The sequence below is a fragment of the Kiloniella laminariae DSM 19542 genome (assembly GCF_000374005.1).
Lineage (GTDB): Bacteria > Pseudomonadota > Alphaproteobacteria > Kiloniellales > Kiloniellaceae > Kiloniella > Kiloniella laminariae.
In genome coordinates this window covers 55,265-73,186 of the sequence record NZ_KB893169.1, presented here as the reverse complement: position 1 = coordinate 73,186, position 17,922 = coordinate 55,265, and the positions used below count along the sequence as shown (strand labels likewise).

At 53.4% G+C, this 17,922-nt stretch carries 18 protein-coding genes; 5 read left to right on the top strand and 13 right to left on the bottom strand.

Features of this window, described 5'->3' with window-relative positions; translation table 11 throughout:
- Window positions 1-16: 16 nt before the first annotated feature.
- From B152_RS0119235 to B152_RS0119225, 3 genes are all read right to left on the bottom strand, one after another.
- Complete coding sequence (locus tag B152_RS0119235; RefSeq protein WP_020594079.1) at window positions 17-1,237, bottom strand: MFS transporter; 1,221 nt, start codon at window positions 1,235-1,237, stop codon at window positions 17-19.
- Window positions 1,230-2,663, bottom strand: coding sequence for an NAD(P)-binding domain-containing protein (locus B152_RS0119230; RefSeq protein WP_020594078.1), 1,434 nt, complete (start codon window positions 2,661-2,663; stop codon window positions 1,230-1,232). The genes B152_RS0119235 and B152_RS0119230 overlap by 8 nt, the downstream gene beginning before the upstream one ends.
- An 80-nt stretch (window positions 2,664-2,743) precedes the next feature.
- Complete coding sequence (locus B152_RS0119225) at window positions 2,744-3,070, bottom strand: ArsR/SmtB family transcription factor (protein WP_020594077.1); 327 nt, start codon at window positions 3,068-3,070, stop codon at window positions 2,744-2,746.
- Window positions 3,071-3,227: 157 nt separating this feature from the next.
- Between B152_RS0119225 and B152_RS0119220 the strand changes: the two genes are divergently transcribed.
- On the top strand, window positions 3,228-3,431 hold the full coding sequence (locus B152_RS0119220) for a SlyX family protein (RefSeq protein WP_020594076.1): 204 nt from the start codon (window positions 3,228-3,230) through the stop codon (window positions 3,429-3,431).
- Window positions 3,432-3,581: 150 nt separating this feature from the next.
- Here B152_RS0119220 and B152_RS0119215 read toward each other — a convergent pair whose 3' ends face one another.
- The 3 genes from B152_RS0119215 to B152_RS25610 form a co-directional block, all read right to left on the bottom strand.
- Window positions 3,582-4,613, bottom strand: a complete 1,032-nt coding sequence (locus B152_RS0119215; protein WP_020594075.1) for a GGDEF domain-containing protein — start codon at window positions 4,611-4,613, stop codon at window positions 3,582-3,584.
- A 140-nt stretch (window positions 4,614-4,753) separates the two neighbouring features.
- The gene (locus tag B152_RS0119210) at window positions 4,754-5,092 is read right to left on the bottom strand and encodes a DUF2794 domain-containing protein (RefSeq protein WP_020594074.1); all 339 of its coding nucleotides are present in this window, start codon (window positions 5,090-5,092) and stop codon (window positions 4,754-4,756) included.
- Window positions 5,093-5,191: 99 nt separating this feature from the next.
- Window positions 5,192-5,590: a hypothetical protein gene (locus tag B152_RS25610; RefSeq protein ID WP_020594073.1), complete on the bottom strand. Its 399-nt coding sequence runs from the start codon at window positions 5,588-5,590 to the stop codon at window positions 5,192-5,194.
- A 285-nt stretch (window positions 5,591-5,875) separates the two neighbouring features.
- Here B152_RS25610 and B152_RS0119200 point away from each other — a divergent pair, with 285 nt between their 5' ends.
- From B152_RS0119200 to B152_RS0119185, 4 genes are all read left to right on the top strand, one after another.
- On the top strand, window positions 5,876-6,517 hold the full coding sequence (locus tag B152_RS0119200; protein WP_020594072.1) for a tetratricopeptide repeat protein: 642 nt from the start codon (window positions 5,876-5,878) through the stop codon (window positions 6,515-6,517).
- 5 nt (window positions 6,518-6,522) lie between these two features.
- Window positions 6,523-7,857 (top strand): outer membrane protein assembly factor BamB family protein, encoded by a 1,335-nt coding sequence (locus B152_RS0119195; RefSeq protein ID WP_020594071.1) that lies wholly within the window; start codon window positions 6,523-6,525, stop codon window positions 7,855-7,857.
- 34 nt (window positions 7,858-7,891) lie between these two features.
- Window positions 7,892-9,364 carry a ribosome biogenesis GTPase Der gene (gene der / locus B152_RS0119190; RefSeq protein ID WP_020594070.1) on the top strand — a complete coding sequence of 491 codons (1,473 nt, stop codon included), beginning with the start codon at window positions 7,892-7,894 and terminating at the stop codon, window positions 9,362-9,364.
- A 98-nt stretch (window positions 9,365-9,462) separates the two neighbouring features.
- Entirely contained in the window at window positions 9,463-9,753 is a 291-nt protein-coding gene (locus B152_RS0119185) for a DUF1330 domain-containing protein (protein WP_020594069.1), read from the top strand.
- 92 nt (window positions 9,754-9,845) lie between these two features.
- On the opposite strand, the gene B152_RS0119180 is transcribed toward B152_RS0119185, so the two are convergent.
- The 7 genes from B152_RS0119180 to B152_RS0119150 form a co-directional block, all read right to left on the bottom strand.
- Window positions 9,846-10,583 (bottom strand): SDR family NAD(P)-dependent oxidoreductase, encoded by a 738-nt coding sequence (locus B152_RS0119180; protein WP_020594068.1) that lies wholly within the window; start codon window positions 10,581-10,583, stop codon window positions 9,846-9,848.
- Window positions 10,584-10,594: 11 nt separating this feature from the next.
- Window positions 10,595-12,052 carry an amidophosphoribosyltransferase gene (gene purF / locus B152_RS0119175; RefSeq protein ID WP_020594067.1) on the bottom strand — a complete coding sequence of 486 codons (1,458 nt, stop codon included), beginning with the start codon at window positions 12,050-12,052 and terminating at the stop codon, window positions 10,595-10,597.
- Between the two features lie 34 nt (window positions 12,053-12,086).
- The gene (locus B152_RS24400; protein ID WP_020594066.1) at window positions 12,087-12,776 is read right to left on the bottom strand and encodes a CvpA family protein; all 690 of its coding nucleotides are present in this window, start codon (window positions 12,774-12,776) and stop codon (window positions 12,087-12,089) included.
- Between the two features lie 22 nt (window positions 12,777-12,798).
- On the bottom strand, window positions 12,799-14,208 hold the full coding sequence (gene radA / locus B152_RS0119165; RefSeq protein ID WP_020594065.1) for a DNA repair protein RadA: 1,410 nt from the start codon (window positions 14,206-14,208) through the stop codon (window positions 12,799-12,801).
- A 113-nt stretch (window positions 14,209-14,321) separates the two neighbouring features.
- The gene (locus B152_RS0119160) at window positions 14,322-15,170 is read right to left on the bottom strand and encodes an ABC transporter ATP-binding protein (protein ID WP_020594064.1); all 849 of its coding nucleotides are present in this window, start codon (window positions 15,168-15,170) and stop codon (window positions 14,322-14,324) included.
- Complete coding sequence (locus B152_RS0119155; RefSeq protein ID WP_020594063.1) at window positions 15,167-15,940, bottom strand: MlaE family ABC transporter permease; 774 nt, start codon at window positions 15,938-15,940, stop codon at window positions 15,167-15,169. The genes B152_RS0119160 and B152_RS0119155 overlap by 4 nt, the downstream gene beginning before the upstream one ends.
- A gap of 292 nt (window positions 15,941-16,232) precedes the next feature.
- Complete coding sequence (locus B152_RS0119150; protein ID WP_020594062.1) at window positions 16,233-17,825, bottom strand: replicative DNA helicase; 1,593 nt, start codon at window positions 17,823-17,825, stop codon at window positions 16,233-16,235.
- Window positions 17,826-17,922: the final 97 nt, after the last annotated feature.

Below are 17,922 nucleotides of genomic sequence, written 5' to 3'. Positions count from 1 at the left end.
AATGGTTTATTTCATATTATCCTGCTGCCTCAACGATCTTAACCCCCTCGGTTTGGGCGGGAGTTCTCACCAGGATAAAGGCGGCAAAGGCAAGCAGGGTGAGGGCTCCAGAAAATAGCAGCGCACCAGAACCATAGAGACTGATCAGCCAACCAAAGGCGAGCGGCGCACCAACCTGGGCCAGGCGAGAAGGCATCCCGAGCAGGCCGATCCGGTAGCCATAGTTTTCCGATCCATAAAGTGCAAGCGGCAGGGTGCCTTTGGCGATGGTCAGGATGCCATTACCCGTGCCATGCAGAATGGCGAAGGGCAAGGCCAGCCAACCGCCTGCCCAGCTCCCGAAGGTAATCAGCAACAATGCGCCAAGGGGGTGGGTGATGGCGGCGATCCGGGCCGAGACAATCGGATGGAAGCGTTTGAGATATCCGGCTTCAACCAGCCGGGCGGCGACCTGTGCCGGGCCCATCAGCGCCCCGGCAGCAACGGCCTGCGCAGAGCTTGCTCCGGCAGCTTCAAGCAGACGGGGCAGGTGAGCGGCCATGCCAGTTGAAACCATCCAGCCTGCTGCAAAGGCAAAGCCGAGCAAACACATGGTCCGGTCCAGGGGGACATGGACTTTTCTGTTTTCGCTCGAAGCCTCTCTGGCAGGAGTGAACTTGGGCAGGCAGAAAAAATTGAGCGGCAGGGCAAGCAGAAGATGGCCTGCTGCCCAGGCAACACAGGTCATGCGCCAGCCCAGTTCGGCTTCGCCCCAGGCGGTCAGGGGCCAGCCAATGGTACTGGCAAAACCGGCAATCAGGGTGATCCCGGTAATGGCAGAGCGGGCAGAAGTGCCATAAAGCCGCCCAAGCGTGGCAAAGGCGGCGTCGTAGAGGCCAAAGCCCATGGCGGTGCCCATCACTGCCCAGCCCAGCCAGAGAGCTGCTGTTGTCTCGGCAGAAGACAACAGCAGCAAGCCGGCAGCAAAAGTAAGGTTTGAGGCGACGAGCACGCCACGCCCACCAATCCGGTCGATGGTTTTGCCCATCTTGGGTCCCAGCATGGCACTGAGTAACAGAGCAGCGGAGAAGGCGGCAAAGACCATGGTCGGGCTGCTGTTTGTATCTTTGGCCATGGCATCAGCCAGTATGGCGATCAGATAGTAACTTGAAGCCCAGGCAAGTGTCTGGCTACTGCCTAATGCGGCGATGACCCGTGTTTTTCCACCTCTCGCTTTACCTTCGCCTGTTTCAGCCATAGTGAGCCATTACCTTCTCGTTTTGTGGTTCCTGTTCTGCTTTGGGACCACAGCCACAACCACAGCCACTTTCCCCGGCATCCTTGGCCTTTTCATCTGCGACGCAGCAGGCATCAGCTCTTTCAACTGGTGCCCCGCCACAACAGGAGGCAGGAGGCGCGGTTTCTGTATCTGACGGCCCCGAGCAGACCCCGGTTTCCGGCAGGACCAGCTCGACCCTTGCCGCGGCCTCGTGATCTCCGGCAATCTCGGCGATGATTGAACGGACCTGTTCATAACCGGTCAGGGTCAGAAAGGTCGGGGCGCGACCATAGGATTTCATCCCGGCAATATAATAGCCTGTTTCCGGCTGCGCCAGTTCTGCTGCACCATGCGGACGTACTGTGCCACAGCTGTGTTCGTTGGGGTCAATCAGCGGAGCAAGAGCTGGAGGGCATTCCAGGGCAGGATCAAGCGCGAGGCGCAGTTCGCTGGCAAAGCTGTAATCAGGCCGGAACCCGGTCGAGACGATGAGTTCGTCAACAATCACCTCGTGCTTTTCCGTATCATTACCAGCCTGTAGTTTTATTCCGCCCTTTGTCTGAATGATTCGTTCCAGGCGAAATCCGGTTTCTATCGTCAGCTTCCCAGATTCCAGCAGCTGTTTGATTTCTGCGCCCAGCGCCCCTCTTGCAGCCAGTTGGTCATTGGCTCCCCCACCAAAAGCTTTTCCTGCATCCTTGCCACGGACAAGCCAGACGATCGAGGTCTCTGGTGCCTCTTTGGACAGGGTAACAAGGTCAATAAGGTTACCGGTGGCAGAGTGTCCCATACCAAGTACAGCGACGCGTTTGTGGGCGAAGCGGGATTTCTGTGTGCCGAGGAGATCCGGCATACCATAGCTGATATGGTCACCAGCCTGCTTTTCGCCGATTGCGGAAAGGCCGTTTGCGCCAGCCGGATTCGGGGTATTCCAGGTGCCACTGACATCAAGTACGGTATCGGCAAGCAGTATCAGCTCTTCCGATGCCTTGCGGTAACGGATCTCATAGGCGGCATCTTCTCGTCCGGCTGTTTTCAGTTTGTCAAAGCCAACCCGGGAGATGGCGATGACTTCGCTTTCAAGACGCAGGTGTTTTTGTAGCGCGGGCAGGGTGGCCAGGGGCTCAAGGTATTGTGTAACCAGATCGCCTCCTGTGGGATAACTCTCTCCATCCGGTTCCTTCCATCCGGAAGCCAGCAGCAACTGACGGCAGGCTGCATCGATGTTGTATTTCCAGGGCGAAAACATCCTGACGTGTTGCCATTGTCTTACGGCCTGCCCGATAACAGGGCCTTTTTCAAAAATTACGGGGGTGATTCCGCGTTCCAGTGCACGGGCTGCTGCGGCGAGTCCAACAGGGCCTGCACCGATAATCGCGATGGTCTGTGGGGTCATGTTTTTCATAATACATATATTCCAGAAATATAGAAATAATGGGTGAAAATATTGACGGTTTCGCTTTGAAAACCGCCGGTTCATGTTTGCTAACAGCGAGAGGAACTACAGCCCGGTTCTGTTATACCCTTGCCTTCGATACAGCACTCAGCCATCAGGTAGTCGATCAGTTCTTGCATTGATTGATAATTGGCGCGGCAGATCAGGGTGGTGGCCTGTCGTTCCTGGGTAATCAGCCCTGATATCAATAGTGTCTTCAGGTGGTGGGAGAGAGTAGAAGGGGCAATATCCAGCCTTTCCTGCAGGGCACCAACAGGCAAGCCTTCATTCCCGGCACGGATCAAAGTGCGAAAGATTTCCAGCCGGGTCGGTTTACCGAGTGCTTCGAGTTGTGATGCAGCAAAATCTGTTTTCATAATTGGAAGATGGGCTTGCCGAAACTATTTGTCAACTGTATTTCTGGAATTATCGAATTATAATTATTTAGGACCAACTAGAGTAAAGATTGGCCTGCCCGCGCAGCTTCTGTATAGATCTGCTACAGGCGCAGGGCTGGGAGCTAGGGAGAGCAAGATGTCAGAAGTACTGATTATGCGTATTGATACGCTGGAATCGCATGTGGCAGAACAGGAACGGATTATTCATGATCTGAGCGATGTTCTGGCGAAACAGTGGCAGACAATAGAGACCCTGTCGCGCAGGTTGGACCAAGTCCAACACCTCCTTGAGCAGCTTGAAACCGAACCGGAATCAGGACGAAAACCTCCTCATTATTAGTTCGGGATTAGTCAGAGATTCGGGCAGAAATCTTTACTGGGAATGAGGGGCTTCTAATCCTGGTGACCTGCGCCCAAGACCAATCCAAAGACCAATCCAAAGCCCAAGTCCAATTCGTGTCCAGTTATGGGTGTCAGATGGTCCCTGATCTCAGGATATCTCCTTGATGACCTTGTTCCGCCCTTGATTTTTTGCCCGGTACAGTGCTTCGTCAGCCCGTTGGACCAGATTCTCCAGGGCTTCCCCAAGAACGTATCTTGAGACACCGATAGACAGGGTAATCCGGCCAAACTCCTGTCCGGTTTTTTTGTTTTTGAGCACCTGTTTGGAAATCTTCTCCCGGATCTGGTCGGCCAGCTCGGCGGCATCCTCCAGAGTTGTGTCGGGAAGAATACAGGCAAACTCTTCTCCGCCGTATCTGGCAGGGGTGTCCTGGCCCTTAACGGCTTCCACCAGCTTCTTGCCCACGACCTTGAGGACTTCATCGCCAATCCGGTGACCATAGGTGTCGTTGAATTTTTTGAAGTGATCAATGTCCATCAGCAAGAGACACAGCTCGGTACCTTCCGCTGAAGCGTTACCGGCTTCCTGCATCAGCTTGGCATCAAAGAGTTTGCGATTCCCGATCTGGGTCAGGGCATCGGTCAGGGATTCTGCTTTGACTCGGTCAAGATTCTGCTGAAGTTTGCTGATTTCCTGCGAAGATTGCTGTAGCTGGTTTTGCAGAGCCTTGTTTTTTTCTGTGATCGCGGCCGTTTCCAGAACGATCTCCTCGACAAAGCTTTTGAGCGAGGCAACGTTGTCTTCACTGGCGATATCGGTAGCAAGGCTAGCGATTTTCTCGCCGTAATTCTCGCTGTCGCTGCCGGCGACACCGATCTGTTCCATCACCTGTTTCATGGTGCTTTGCAACTTCAGACCGACCTGGTGAATTTCATCACTGTGGTTGCCTTCGATCTGGTAAAATTTCTGGAACAGCTGCTGGCAGATTTCAGGAGAAAAGCTGCCCTCCTGGTCCAGAATGGCATCAAGGGCCATTTTCAGCTCTGGATTTTTATCGCTGACATAGTCATACCAGAGGGTGTAGTTCTGGGGGGTGGCGGGAATACCCCTTTGCTTCATGGTTGCAAAGGCCAGTTTTGCGTATTCCTCGGCCTTGGCAAAACTATCCACGATCTGCATGTCCTCTGTTTCCTTCTCCGGTTCAACCCTGAATCAGCCGTATAAGGCGGGGGAACCCTTTATAAGTTTTTATCAGTTATTTCGTGGTCCACTTGCTGTGGCCCGTGATGAGGCGACTACAATGTATAACAAATTCGTTTCTAGTGATTAAGCTTATGTGATTGTTTGTCAAATACTGCGAGAGCTTCAGGAAGGTTTCGTGATTTTGTCAAGCGTTTCTGGCCATTAAAGACTGTAAATTCGTCATATCTGTTTTTGTGCCCCTTGGCTTTGATGATAGCGAAGAGGGGAGTCTCGTGGGCGTGTCTGAATATGGAAAAGACCGCGCAGTCATCTAGAAGATCAATTGCATAGTCACGCCATTCGCCTCGGGCAACTCTCTGGCTGTAAATGGACAGGAGCATGCCAAGCTCCTTGCGATCAAAGGTAACGGAAAAGGGTTTTGAGTGTTTTTTATCCAGATAATAGACAGATGTCATACAGAATGTGTCTCCTACTATTCTCCTTCTCACTCATAGATTGGCTGATTTTCGTGCAAATATCCACTTAATCGTAGGGCAGGGGAGTTTCTTCTTCGCTTACTGGACCACAGGGCCTGCTGGATTGCTTTTGGCAACTGCGGGTTGTTTCTGCTGGGAGCTGTGATGAATCATGGTCTGTGAACTGGCTTCTTCATAAGGGCTTTCATAACAGGTCACTCCGCCGATGTTCCGGTAACAATAAAGATTTTCATAGCCAGTGCTGGTCAGATCGGCTTCCAGCTCTTCGTCCCGACAATAAGCCTCTCCTTTGGAGGTGTAGAGAATGGAACAGTCTTTGGCCATTGCCCAGCTGGTAAAGTGATCCGTGATGGTCTTGTCGGTATAGACAAGGGTGCCAACACTGGCGGTGAGCATCACCGGGTCAGACCAGCTACAGCCGGAAAGGGAGCCGAAAGTCAATAAACAGCCCAGGATGGCTCCGAAAAAACGCTTCATAATTCTGCCTATTTTATGTCCGAATATTCCATCGGAATTAAGTGTCTCCATCTACTCTAAATTGTTTAAGTAAATAAAATATTAGGATTTAACAGCAAAGCTTTGCCCCAAAGCAGGAGGAATTGGTTATTCCTGATTGTTGATAGGGTAAAGTTTCTATATAAAGTTCAGCGAAATTGGAGTGAGTTTTATGCCAGCCGTGTCCACCCGCACCTGCAAAGGTGGAGTGGATGAGTTGGGGACTGACTTGAGACAACTGCTCGCAACCCGAGGGAAAATTATTTCGTGGCTGATATCTTTCAGGAAGTTGAAGAAGATCTTAAACGTGAACGCGTGGAACTTCTGTGGAAAAAATACGGGAAATGGGTGATTGCAGCTGCTGTCGCCGTTGTCCTTGCGACTGCTGGTTTCCAGCTTTGGAACAATTATCAGCAAACCGTGCGGAGTGAGAAGTCGGCTCAGTTTTCCCAGGCATTCGAGTTGAGTGAGGCTGGCAAGCTGGATGAAGCAAAGACTGCTCTTGCTGAACTGGCTGCAAGCGACGACGGTTATGGCACTTTGGCGCGTTTCGAACAGGCCCGTATTCTGGCCGAGCAGGGCGATATCGCTTCTGCTGTTGCCCTTTGGGATCAAATCGCGGCGAGTTCCCCTCCGATCGAACGTCTTCAGGATGTTGCCTCTCTGCTGGCTGTGATGCATCTGGTTGAAACGGGTGATGTTGCCGACGTTAAAAAACGTCTGGCGCTTCTGGTTGTACCTGGTGCTGCCTTTCGCTACAGCGCAATCGAGCTTCAGGCTCTGGTTGCACTTCGCGAAGACGACCATACGAGCGCGCGTTCGTTTTTCCAGCAGCTGGTCGATGCGCCAGATGCGCCTGGCGGTATCCAAAGCAGGGCTGCCCAGATCCTCGAGACGCTGGCGGAGTAATACATATGTTGTTGGAAATGCGTAAGGGCCTGTTCACGATTGCTCTGGGGCTGGCCTTGACTGGCTGCAGTCTTGCAGACAGATGGCTGGGTGAAGATGAAGATCCGCCTTTGCCCGGGGCGAGGATTTCGATTCATTCCGGCGACAAGGGCCTGACGGCTGATTCAAGCATTTCCGATCAACGTATCCTGTTGCCACAGCCTTTCGAAAATACCTTCTGGACCCACAATGGTGGCAATCCGGCCCATGCCATGTTCCATCTTTCTCTGGGCGAGATGCCCAGAGAAATCTGGAGCGATGGTATTGGTGAGGAAAACGACGGTGACGAGATTATTCTCGCTCAGCCTCTGGTGGTTGAATCTGTTCTCTTTACGATGGATTCCCGCTCGACGGTAAAGGCCTATGACCGGAATACGGGAAAAGTATACTGGGAAAAAGATCTTGAGCCTGACGACGAGGAAGACGGCTTTTTTGGCGGTGGTATTGCCTATGCAGATGGCCGGATCTTTGTTTCGACTGGATTTGCCCGTGTCTTTGCGCTGGATGTTCGCTCCGGATCGATCCTCTGGAGCCAGGATGTTCCCGCTCCGATGCGGGCCGCGCCAACGGTGAACGGCGGGCGCGTCTTTATCGTTACGCTGGATAACCAGACAATATCTCTAGCTGCAGATGACGGACGACGTCTCTGGAGCCATGTGGGGGTTCAGGCCGAAACCAGCCTTTTGGGCGGTGCGAGTCCTGCTGTTGCGGGACGTATCCTGATCGTTCCCTACTCCTCGGGTGAAATTGTTGCAATCGATGTCGTCGAAGGTGATGTCAAATGGGGCATTGACCTCTCCTCAGTCCAGAAAACCGACCCGCTTACCGATCTTGCGCATATCAAGGCAATGCCGGTTATTGACAGGGACCGGGTGATCGCGATAAGTCACTCTGGACGTATGGTCGCCATTGACATGAAAGAGGGCGTGCGCCTGTGGGATACAGACATCGGTGGTGTCCAGATGCCCTGGGTTGCGGGTGATTTCATTTATGTCCTGACCAACGATGCGCAGGTTGCAGCCGTTCGTCGTGACGATGGTCGCATCCGCTGGGTTCAGCCCTTGCCCCGCTTTACCGATCCTGAGGATCGTAAAGGGTTGATCGTCTGGCAGGGTCCTGTACTGGCCAGTGACCGTCTTATTGTTGCGGGCTCTCACGGAGAAGCGATTTCGCTTTCCCCCTATACCGGGGAAGTACTCGGGTTCCTGGATTTACCGGATGGTGCAGCCATGCCGCCAGTTGTTGCCGGAAACGGTTTGTATTTCCTGACCGCAGAAGCAGAAATTATCGCGATGCGCTAGGCCTTGTGGCCTGCCGCGAAAGAAAGACAAAAAGATGACTTTCACAGTTGCCATCGTCGGGCGACCGAATGTGGGCAAGTCCACACTTTTCAACCGCCTGATCGGTAAACGGCTGGCGCTGGTTGACGATCAGCCCGGCGTTACACGTGACCGCCGCGAAGGGGAAGCTTTCCTCTTCGGCTTGCGGTTCAAGGTGATTGATACAGCTGGTCTGGAAGAGGCCTTCGACCAGAGCCTGGAAGCAAGGATGCGTCAGCAGACCGAGCAGGCTGTGTCTGAAGCGGATCTGGTTCTGATGCTGATTGATGCTCGTGTTGGTGTCATGCCGATTGACGAGCACTTTGCCAAGTTCCTGCGCAAGGGAAAAACACCGATTGCCCTGATGGCGAACAAGTGTGAAGGCAAGGTCGGCGATATCGGACTGATGGAAGCCTACAGCCTCGGCCTTGGCGAACCGATCCCCTTTTCTGCCGAACATGGTCTGGGCAGCAGTGATCTCTATGATATCATCAAGGAGCATATGGAAAAGGCAAGCGAAGACAAGGTTGCAGCTTCGCCCTATATTCCACCTGCAGATCTTGATGCTGAAAAAGAGGAAGCTTCTTCTCTTGAAGGTGACGAGGAAGATTTTGAGTTCCTCGATGAAGACGACTTTGAGGAAGAAGACGAGGAGGTTGTCCGCGGGCCGCTGCAGCTGGCGATCGTCGGGCGTCCGAATGTCGGAAAATCGACCCTGGTTAACAAGCTGCTGGGAGAAGAGCGGCTTCTGACTGGTCCTGAAGCGGGGATTACCCGCGATGCGATCTCTGTCGAGTGGGAATATCAGGGGCGTCCGATTAAGCTGGTTGATACAGCTGGTCTGCGACGCAAATCCAAGATTATGGACAAGGTCGAGAAACTCTCGGCTTCCGATACCATCCGCGCCCTGAAATTTGCCCAGGTCGTTATCCTTGTTCTCGATTCAGATGGCATTCTGGAAAAACAGGATCTGACCATTGCCCGGACGGTGATTGATGAAGGCCGGGCGCTGATCATTGCCGTGAACAAGTGGGATGCTTGTCCGAACAAGGACGAGGTCATGCAGCTGGTCCGCGATCGTCTGCAGACCTCCCTACCGCAGGTCAAGGGTATTCCGGTTGTCACCATCTCTGCTCTGAAGGGGCAGAACCTGAACAAGATGCTGGATGCTGTCTTCAACATCTATGAAATCTGGAACCGCCGTATCCCGACCTCTGGCCTGAACAGATGGCTGTCAGAATTGCTTGAGATCCATCCGCCTCCCGCTCCTGGTGGCCGCCGGATCAAATTGAAATATATCACCCAGGCGCGGGCACGGCCGCCGACCTTTGCGATTTCCTGTTCCCTGCCCGAAGATCTGCCGGCATCCTACAGCAGGTTTATCGAAAACAATCTGCGCGATACCTTTGATCTGCCGGGGGTTCCGATCCGCCTCCATATGAAAAAGGGTGACAATCCCTATGCGGGCAAAAAGAAACGCAATAACTGATTGATTTTTGAATATTGTATCCAATGTAAAAGGTCGCCTTCGGGCGGCCTTTTATTTTTGACTGATGGTGAAGACATCATCAGAGGAGGGGAGAGAAAATGAGCGCGTTTATTCTGGTTGATACAAAAATCAATAATCCGCAGGTGTACGAAGAGTACAAGGCACTGGCCCGACCACTCGCTGAAAAATATGGTGGTATCTACCGCACCAGAGGGGGAGAAATGGATGTCGTGGAAAACGAGCTCTGGTCGCCTACCCGCCTGGTTCTGATCGAGTTTCCGGATATGGAAAAGGCAAAACGTTTCCTCAACAGCGAGGAATATGCGCCGGTAAAGGCGATGCGCAATGCCAATGCTGAATGTACCCTGACCATACTTGACGGGATTTGATCCCGTTTTAACCGCAGTTCATTCAATCTTCGTCTGGAATGGACTGCGGTTAACTCTTCGGACAGGGTTAAGGCCCGGTCAGGGGTCCGGGCCTATCTCTGCTTCAGGTCAATAAACTGTCCATTGAGCTGATAGTCGGCCGAGGCGAGCTGGACAAAGGTATCGGTGATGCTCTCCGGGGCAGGCAGGCTCATGGGATCTTCACCGGGGAAGGCTTTTTCCCGCATGGCCGTACGTGTCGGGCCGGGCGAAATCAGATTGGCGCGTACAGTCGTTTTTTGCACTTCATCTGCATAGGTCTGCACCAGGGTGTTCAGCGCGGCCTTCGAGGCCTTGTAGACCCCCCAATAGGCTTTTGCTGTTGCACTGGTGGTGACAAAGATAGCCCGCCCGGCATCTGACTTTCGCAGCAAGGGATCGAGACTGCGAATAAGCCGGTAGTTGGCTGTGACGTTGATGTCAAAAACTTCCTGCCAGATCTTGGGCTTGATATGTCCGATGGGCGAGAGCGGCCCAAGCGAGCCCGCGTTGCCAACCAGCACATCCAGTTTGCCATAGCGCTCAAACAGCGAAGCGCCGAGATGATCCAGTCCGTCCATTTCCTTGAGGTCGTGGGGAATGAGAACCGGACTTTTGCCACCTGCAGCCCGAATCTCGTCATCCAGTTCTTCCAGTGCGCCGACAGTTCTTGCCATTAGCAGCAGCTGGGCACCTTCTTTGGCAAAACGTTTTGCGACAGCACGGCCGATACCACGCGATGCGCCGGTAATCAGGGCGAGGCGTCCTTCAAGACGTCCCTCAACAAGGTGGAGGGGTGTTTGCTCTGTCATCTCTAAGTTTCCTAGCCGGCTTTTTTGGGTTTCTTGAACTTGGGTACATCGACGACATGATCCTGATAATCGTCAATCCGGGTAGGATAGTATCCGGTGAAGGGGGAATCACAATATTGTGGCTCCAGATCATTACGCCCTTCAAGACCCATGGCCCGATACATGCCATCAATGGAAAGGAAGGCAAGACTGTCTACACCGATATAGCTGGCCATTTCCTCCAGATCCATCTGGGCGGCGAGCAGCTCTTTCGATTTGGAAATGTCGATACCGTAAAAATAAGGGTATCCAATCGGTGGGGAGGCGATCCGCATGTGCACTTCCTTGGCACCTGCCGCACGAACCATCTCGACAATTTTGAGAGAGGTTGTCCCCCTGACGAGCGAGTCATCAACCAGGATAACTCTCTTTCCGGCCAGAACAGCTTTGTTGGCATTGTGTTTCAGTTTAACGCCAAGGTTTCTGATCTGCTGGCCCGGCTCAATAAAGGTACGACCGACATAGTGATTACGGATAATACCAAGTTCAAAGGGAACGCCGGATTCTTGCGAATAACCGATAGCGGCAGGAACGCCGGAATCTGGAACCGGTACCACGACGTCTGCTTCGATATGGCTTTCCTGGGCCAGACCTTTGCCAATGCTCTTGCGCGCGTCATACACGCTGATGCCATCAATAAAAGAGTCCGGGCGGGCAAAATAGATATATTCAAAGATACAGGTCTGTTTACGTGTTGGCGGGAAAGGACGCATGGACTGAATGCCCTCGTCGTTGATCACAACCAGCTCGCCGGGTTCGATGTCGCGCACAAATTCGGCGCCGATGATGTCCAGAGCACAGGTCTCGGAGGCTACGACATAACCGCCTTCAAAGGTGCCAAGCACCAGCGGGCGAATACCGTGGGGATCTCGAACGGCGATGACGCCCTCTTTGGTCATGCACAGCAGTGCATAGGCACCTTCGATCCGCTGGATCGCATCAATAACCTTGCCGACAATGGTATCGCGAATAGAGGTGGCAACCAGATGCAGAATGACTTCGGTGTCCATGGTCGACTGAAAAATCGATCCCCGCATAACCAGCTGATCGCGTATTTTCTGGGAGTTTGTCAGGTTGCCGTTGTGGCAAAGGGCAAACCCGCCAGCATGCAACTCTGCGAACAGGGGCTGTACATTTCGAAGCGCAGTTTCACCTGTGGTGGAATAGCGGGTGTGGCCGATGGACATATGTCCCTGCAGACGCTCAATTACTTCCTGTGACGAGAAGTTATCACCCACCAGCCCCAGGGCCCGGTGATTATAAAACTCCTTGCCGTCATAGCTGATAATCCCTGCCGCTTCCTGGCCCCGATGCTGCAGAGCATGCAGACCAAGAGTTACAAGGGCGGCTGCGCCTTCGTGCCCATGAACGGCATAAACGCCACATTCCTCATGGAGTTTGTCATCATCGTGAAGATAATCGGGTGTCATGGCTTTCGCTCTCCTGAACTCGGAATGCTGCCCATCATTCGCTGCCATTTACAGCTTCGATGGTTTTTTGCATCTGTGTGCGCATGGTGTCGTTATAACCGGGTTCCCCTTCTTTTGGTGCAGGGGCGGGGAGTTCCGGTTTGATCAGTTGCTGATAGGTCTGGGTTGCATTGTAGACCTGTCTCGCGGCTTCGGCTTGTTGCAAAACCTTGGCAAGGGTTTCTGTGTGGAATTTCTCCGGTACAATTCTGACCAGCAGGGCAGAACCCTGCTGGATTGCAGGACGGGTTTTTGCCCGTTCAACGTCCTGAGGCCAGCCTTCTTCCTGTGGCATAAGGAAGACAAAAAATACCATCCAGCAGATACAGACGATTACGGCACCGCGGACGAGACCAAAAAGAAATCCGAGTGACCGGTCCAGCGGGCCAAAGGTACTTTCCCTGACATGCTTGCAGATCATCCGGATCACAACCATCATCAGGCCAAGGGCGATGACAAAGATGGCAAAACCTGTAACCAGTTCGGCGACAAAGGGGATGTTAATGAACTTCTGTATGTGGGGCAGCAGAGGGTGAAATCCCCAGAGCGTAATAAAGCCCGCCCCGATCCAGGAAGCTACAGACAGAACTTCATGGACAATCCCCCGGAAGAGGGCAAAAAGTCCCGAGACTGCAAGTATGCCGATAACAGCGACATCCAGAAGTGAGATGGGGAGGTTTTCCATCAAGTTCTATCACTTTTGCCGGTTAGCCACCTGCGGCTTTCCTTACTGTTTTGGCCGCAAAAAGCGCCACAAGGTCCTGCAGGTGTTCAATCTGCCTTGTATCTAACCCCGAAGCGTCCGCATTACAATTCTTCTTTGCACGAAGGGGCGGAATTATTGCTTTTTCAAAGCCGAGTTTGCTCGCCTCTTTCAACCGACTTTCCGACTGACTGACAGATCTGATTTCCCCTGACAGACCGATTTCACCAAAAACGACAGTCTTTTCAGGGACCGGGATGTCCATTGCGGCAGAAATCAATGCCGCGGCCACGGCCATATCTGCGGCAGGTTCGCTGATCCTCAACCCGCCAGCCACATTCAGATAAACTTCATTTCCAGCGAGGACCAGACCACAACGGGCTTCAAGAACAGCCAGAATCATCGCCAGTCGACCTGAATCCCAGCCAACAACGGCACGGCGCGGGTTTGCCTGCTGTGAAGGGGAAACAAGCGCCTGGATTTCGACCAGGACGGGGCGCGTCCCTTCCAGCCCGGCAAAAACGGCGGCGCCTGAAATATTGCCTCGCCGTTCTGCGAGAAACAGGGCAGAGGGGTTTGAAACCTGTTCGAGTCCCTGTTCGGACATTTCAAACACCCCGATTTCATCGGTCGGGCCAAAACGGTTTTTCGCGGCCCGCAGGATTCGGAAGTGATGCCCCCGCTCGCCTTCGAAAGTCAGCACGGTGTCTACCATATGTTCTAGAACTTTTGGCCCGGCAATCACGCCTTCTTTGGTCACATGCCCTACCAATAGCAAGCAGAACCCGCGCGCCTTGGCCAGCTGGATCAATTCCTGTGCCGAGGCACGCACCTGTGAAACGGTGCCCGGGGCTGAATCCAGACTGTCGATAAACATGGTTTGGATCGAATCAATTACCACGACCTGTGGCGGGTTGTGTTCATCAAGTGTTGTGGCGATATCCCTGACGGAAGTTGCGGACGCCAGCAGGAAGTCATCAGCCTTGAGGCCGAGCCTTCTGGCGCGCAGGCGAACCTGATCGATGGCTTCTTCGCCTGATATGTAAACGCATCTGGCTTTGGCGTGGGTAGCGAGCGAGGCAAGTATCTGGGTCAAAAGGGTCGACTTCCCGATACCGGGGTCTCCACCAATCAGAACCGCAGACCCTGGGACAAGACCGCCACCGCAGACCCGGTCAAACTCTGCATTGTTACTGACATACCGGGTGAGGGGTTTGCTGCTGCCCTCAAGACTGACAAATTCGATCTGTTTGCCCTTGCGGATATTCTTTTTGGCGAGACCTCCGGGCACATTGGAAGAACCGGCTTCTTCCGTGATGCTGTTCCATTCGTGACAGGATTCACACTTCCCGCTCCACTTGGCGTAATCGGCACCACAGGATTGGCAAACAAAGCGGGTTACATTTTTGGCCAAGTCGGGCCTCCTCGGCGGTAAAGTCAGGCGATTCTCACTGACCTGGAAGCAGGTCTTAATCTTTAGGGACCTGGAAGCAGGTCTTAATCTTTAGTGACCAGGAAGCAGGTCTTTTATCCGGTTGCTCTGTCTGTTCCGGTCAGGCGGAACTGGATCGGACCTTCAAGCAGGCCATTAATAAACTGATGGATATAGGGGTTATCAGTGGTATCAAGATCCTCAGTATTCCCGACCCAGGTAATCTTTCCATCATAAAGCATGGCGATACGATCGGAAATACGTCTGGCGCTGTCCATGTCGTGAGAGATGGTCAGGGCTGTTGCTCCTAATCCCTGAACCGACTGCACGATCAGCCGATCGATCACATCCCCCATGACCGGATCAAGACCGGTTGTAGGTTCGTCAAAGAACAGGACGTCTGGCGAGGTGGCAATCGCACGAGCTAACCCGACGCGTTTGCGCATCCCGGTGGACAGTTCAGCCGGAAACTTTCCGGCAAAGCGTTCCCCAAGGCCAACCAGAGCGAGCTTTTCCATAGCGATGGGATAAGCGTCGGATTTGGACATGCCGTGAGCTTGCATCAGGCCGAAAGCTACATTTTCCCATATGGTCAGGGAATCAAACAGGGCCGCGTACTGGAACAGCATGCCGAATTTCTGGCGTACGACTTCCATATCGTCGTTCCCTAGTCCGATGATTTCCTGTCCGTCGATCTCGATGCTGCCGGAATCGGGTTTAAGCAGGCCAAGAATACATTTGAGCAGGACTGATTTTCCGGTACCGGACCCCCCGATAACCACAAGAGACTTTCCCTCATGGATATCGAGGTCGAGGTCGTTGAGTACAACTTTGGGGCCAAAGGCCTTGGTCAGGCCTCGAATACGGATCTTGACTCCAGAATTTTCCGGGGACTTCTTCTGGTTGACTTGCTGGGAAGCCTGGGGAGAAATCGTACGGGTCATCGTGAGAAAAACAGCTCGGTGATCAGATAGTTGAAAGTCAGGATCAAAATCGAGGCTGAGACAACCGCGTTGGTGGTGGCGGATCCGACACCCTGGGCGCCGCCCTTGGAGTTGAAGCCGTGGTAACAGCCCATCAGGGTGATGATGAAGCCAAAAGCTGCGGCCTTGACCAGGCCGGAGATCACGTCGATCGCCTGCATGAAATCCAGAGTATTTTTCAGATAGGTTGCGGGGTTGAAACCAAGTTTGTGAACCGCGACAAGATATCCACCAAACACGCCGATGGTATCGGCAACCAGCACCAGTATCGGCAAGGTCAATACCCCGGCGATCACTCGGGGAGCAATCAAATATTTGAAAGGATTGGTTGCCAGGGTGTAAAGCGCGTCAATTTGCTCGGTGACCCGCATCGTGCCAATTTCTGCAGCCATCGCAGCTCCAACACGACCGGCAACCATCAGTCCGGCCAGGACTGGTCCCAGCTCACGGGTGATCGAGACGATCACCACGTTGGGGATGGCGCTCTCGGCAGAAAAACGAGCGAAGCCAGTGTAACTCTGCAAGGCCAGAACCATGCCGGTAAAAATGGCGGTGAGACCAACCACGGGCAGGGAATAATACCCGACTTCAATCATCTGTTTTAGAATCAGCCTGGGATAAAAGGGCGGGCGAAAACAGTGGGAGATCGCAGCTGAGGCGAAAATCGACAGGCGGCCGATGATCTCAAGGAAGGCAAGGGTCAGGCGACCAAGGGGTTGAATAAGGGGCATCGCGTAAACCGTCGGGATCTTTCTGTTGCAGAGATCGCCGGACCTAAAGGGTTGGCAATCCTTGGTATGATCGTATTTCCAGAGAAACCCTGAGGCCTTAACCTGAAAAATTATCGAGGGATTTTGACGTGATTCCAGTGAGATAACAACCTGCTATTACACAACTGTTACACAAAAGATTTCCTCGGCTGTGCCGGGAGTTCTCCAGTGGAATGTTTGGGACCTGTTCGTGACTAGATAATTAATTGATATTGAACAAAAAAATCTCTTCCTCAGATTGGCTGTCTGGGGATTAGTGATGTTCCGGCAGGTGGTCGTCAGGAGCAAGGTCAGAAAATTTGGTGAACTCGCCGTTAAAGTGCAGCTCGACTGTCCCGATGGGGCCATGACGCTGCTTGCCGATAATCATCTCGGCCTTGTTTCTCGCAGCTTCGAGACGGGCTTCATGGTTGGCCAGTTTCTCGTGGAAACGGTCGGTGGAATCCTCGGCACCCTGACCCGGTTTTTCACGGGCTATATAGTATTCATCACGGTAGAGGAAAAGCACCACATCGGCGTCCTGCTCAATCGATCCGGATTCGCGCAAATCCGAGAGCTGGGGTCTTTTGTCTTCGCGCTGTTCCGTCTGACGCGAGAGCTGGGACAGGGCGATAACGGGCACGTTCATCTCTTTGGCGATCCCTTTCAGTCCACGGGAAATCTCCGAGACCTCCTGGACGCGGCTGTCACTGTTGCCACCGGGAGCACCAGACATCAGCTGCAGGTAATCGACGATGATAATATCCAGTCCGTGCTGTCGCTTCAGACGGCGGACGCGGTTGCGCAAACCGGGGATAGTCAGGTTCGGCGTGTCATCGATAAAGAGTTTGTAGTTTGACAGGGCACGGCTGACCTGGAAGACGTGTTCGAACTGGTCGTTGTCCAGTTCCCCACGACGCATCAGGTGGGATGGCATCTCCGCGGCAGAGGACAGAATCCTGCTGGCGAGCTGATCTGCTGACATCTCGAGCGAGAAAAAAGCCACGGACATGGGGATTTCGGTTTCGTCGCCATCGGCGTTGTGGCCGGGTTTTGTCGCCTGGGCGATGTTGAACGCGATGTTGGTGACAAAAGCGGTTTTCCCCATAGAGGGGCGGGCAGCAAGAATGATCAGATCTGAATGGTGGAAGCCACCGAGCAGCTTGTCGACATCGCGCAGGCCGCTGGAAATTCCGGCCAGGCCGTCGCCCTGTTTCATCGCGACGTTAATATAGTTGATCGAAGTGGCCAGCGCATCGCCAAAAGAAACAAAGCCGCCTTCTGTCTGGCCTGCCTCGGCCAATCGATAGAGTTTCTGCTCCGCGCCTTCAATCTGCTGGGTGGCTGAAAGATCCAGATCATGGGTGTGGGCGTTGATAACGACTTCTTCGCCGAGATTGATCAGTTCGCGCCGGATATAGAGGTCATGGATGATCTTGCCATATTCGGAGGCGTTGATGATGGTGACAACGCTGCTTTGCAACTCGGCAAGATAACTGGTGCCGCCCAGCTCTTCCAGGCTGCCACTGCCGGAAAAATAGTTCTTCAGGGTTGTGGCGTTGGCCAGCTGTCCCCGCTCGATCAGGGTTTTACAGGCCTGAAAGATTTCAGCATGGGCGGGATCGGCAAAGTGCGCAGGCAAGAGAAAGTCCGAGATGCGCTCAAAAGCCTTGTTGTTCGCCAGGACAGCGCCAAGCAGGGCCTGTTCTACTTCATAGTTATGAGGTGGAGAGCGCAACTCCGGGCCATGATGCCCCATATTGTCGTGGTCCATCAGTCCCATGGCATCATGCCCCATGGAATCATGATCATGACCATCATCATAGGGAATGTCTGAATCATAGGGAGGAATCGCGTCGTCTTCCATGGGCCTCAAGCTTGCATCTATCGTTATTTTTTAAACACACCCCAATGATTTCCGGGATCAGCCTTGTGACCGATTCCCTTCTGGTGTGCCGGATTGT

What these genes read in the sequence shown, in the direction of transcription:
- B152_RS0119220 (WP_020594076.1), top strand. Translation starts at nt 3,228, where the DNA reads ATGTCAGAAGTACTGATTATGCGTATTGATACGCTGGAATCGCATGTG.
- B152_RS0119210 (WP_020594074.1), bottom strand. Translation starts at nt 5,092, where the DNA reads ATGACATCTGTCTATTATCTGGATAAAAAACACTCAAAACCCTTTTCC.
- B152_RS0119230 (WP_020594078.1), bottom strand. Translation starts at nt 2,663, where the DNA reads ATGAAAAACATGACCCCACAGACCATCGCGATTATCGGTGCAGGCCCT.
- B152_RS0119225 (WP_020594077.1), bottom strand. Translation starts at nt 3,070, where the DNA reads ATGAAAACAGATTTTGCTGCATCACAACTCGAAGCACTCGGTAAACCG.
- B152_RS0119195 (WP_020594071.1), top strand. Translation starts at nt 6,523, where the DNA reads ATGTTGTTGGAAATGCGTAAGGGCCTGTTCACGATTGCTCTGGGGCTG.
- B152_RS25610 (WP_020594073.1), bottom strand. Translation starts at nt 5,590, where the DNA reads ATGAAGCGTTTTTTCGGAGCCATCCTGGGCTGTTTATTGACTTTCGGC.
- B152_RS0119180 (WP_020594068.1), bottom strand. Translation starts at nt 10,583, where the DNA reads ATGACAGAGCAAACACCCCTCCACCTTGTTGAGGGACGTCTTGAAGGA.
- B152_RS24400 (WP_020594066.1), bottom strand. Translation starts at nt 12,776, where the DNA reads ATGGAAAACCTCCCCATCTCACTTCTGGATGTCGCTGTTATCGGCATA.
- B152_RS0119160 (WP_020594064.1), bottom strand. Translation starts at nt 15,170, where the DNA reads ATGACCCGTACGATTTCTCCCCAGGCTTCCCAGCAAGTCAACCAGAAG.
- B152_RS0119235 (WP_020594079.1), bottom strand. Translation starts at nt 1,237, where the DNA reads ATGGCTGAAACAGGCGAAGGTAAAGCGAGAGGTGGAAAAACACGGGTC.
- B152_RS0119150 (WP_020594062.1), bottom strand. Translation starts at nt 17,825, where the DNA reads ATGGAAGACGACGCGATTCCTCCCTATGATTCAGACATTCCCTATGAT.
- B152_RS0119215 (WP_020594075.1), bottom strand. Translation starts at nt 4,613, where the DNA reads ATGCAGATCGTGGATAGTTTTGCCAAGGCCGAGGAATACGCAAAACTG.
- purF (WP_020594067.1), bottom strand. Translation starts at nt 12,052, where the DNA reads ATGACACCCGATTATCTTCACGATGATGACAAACTCCATGAGGAATGT.
- der (WP_020594070.1), top strand. Translation starts at nt 7,892, where the DNA reads ATGACTTTCACAGTTGCCATCGTCGGGCGACCGAATGTGGGCAAGTCC.
- B152_RS0119155 (WP_020594063.1), bottom strand. Translation starts at nt 15,940, where the DNA reads ATGCCCCTTATTCAACCCCTTGGTCGCCTGACCCTTGCCTTCCTTGAG.
- B152_RS0119185 (WP_020594069.1), top strand. Translation starts at nt 9,463, where the DNA reads ATGAGCGCGTTTATTCTGGTTGATACAAAAATCAATAATCCGCAGGTG.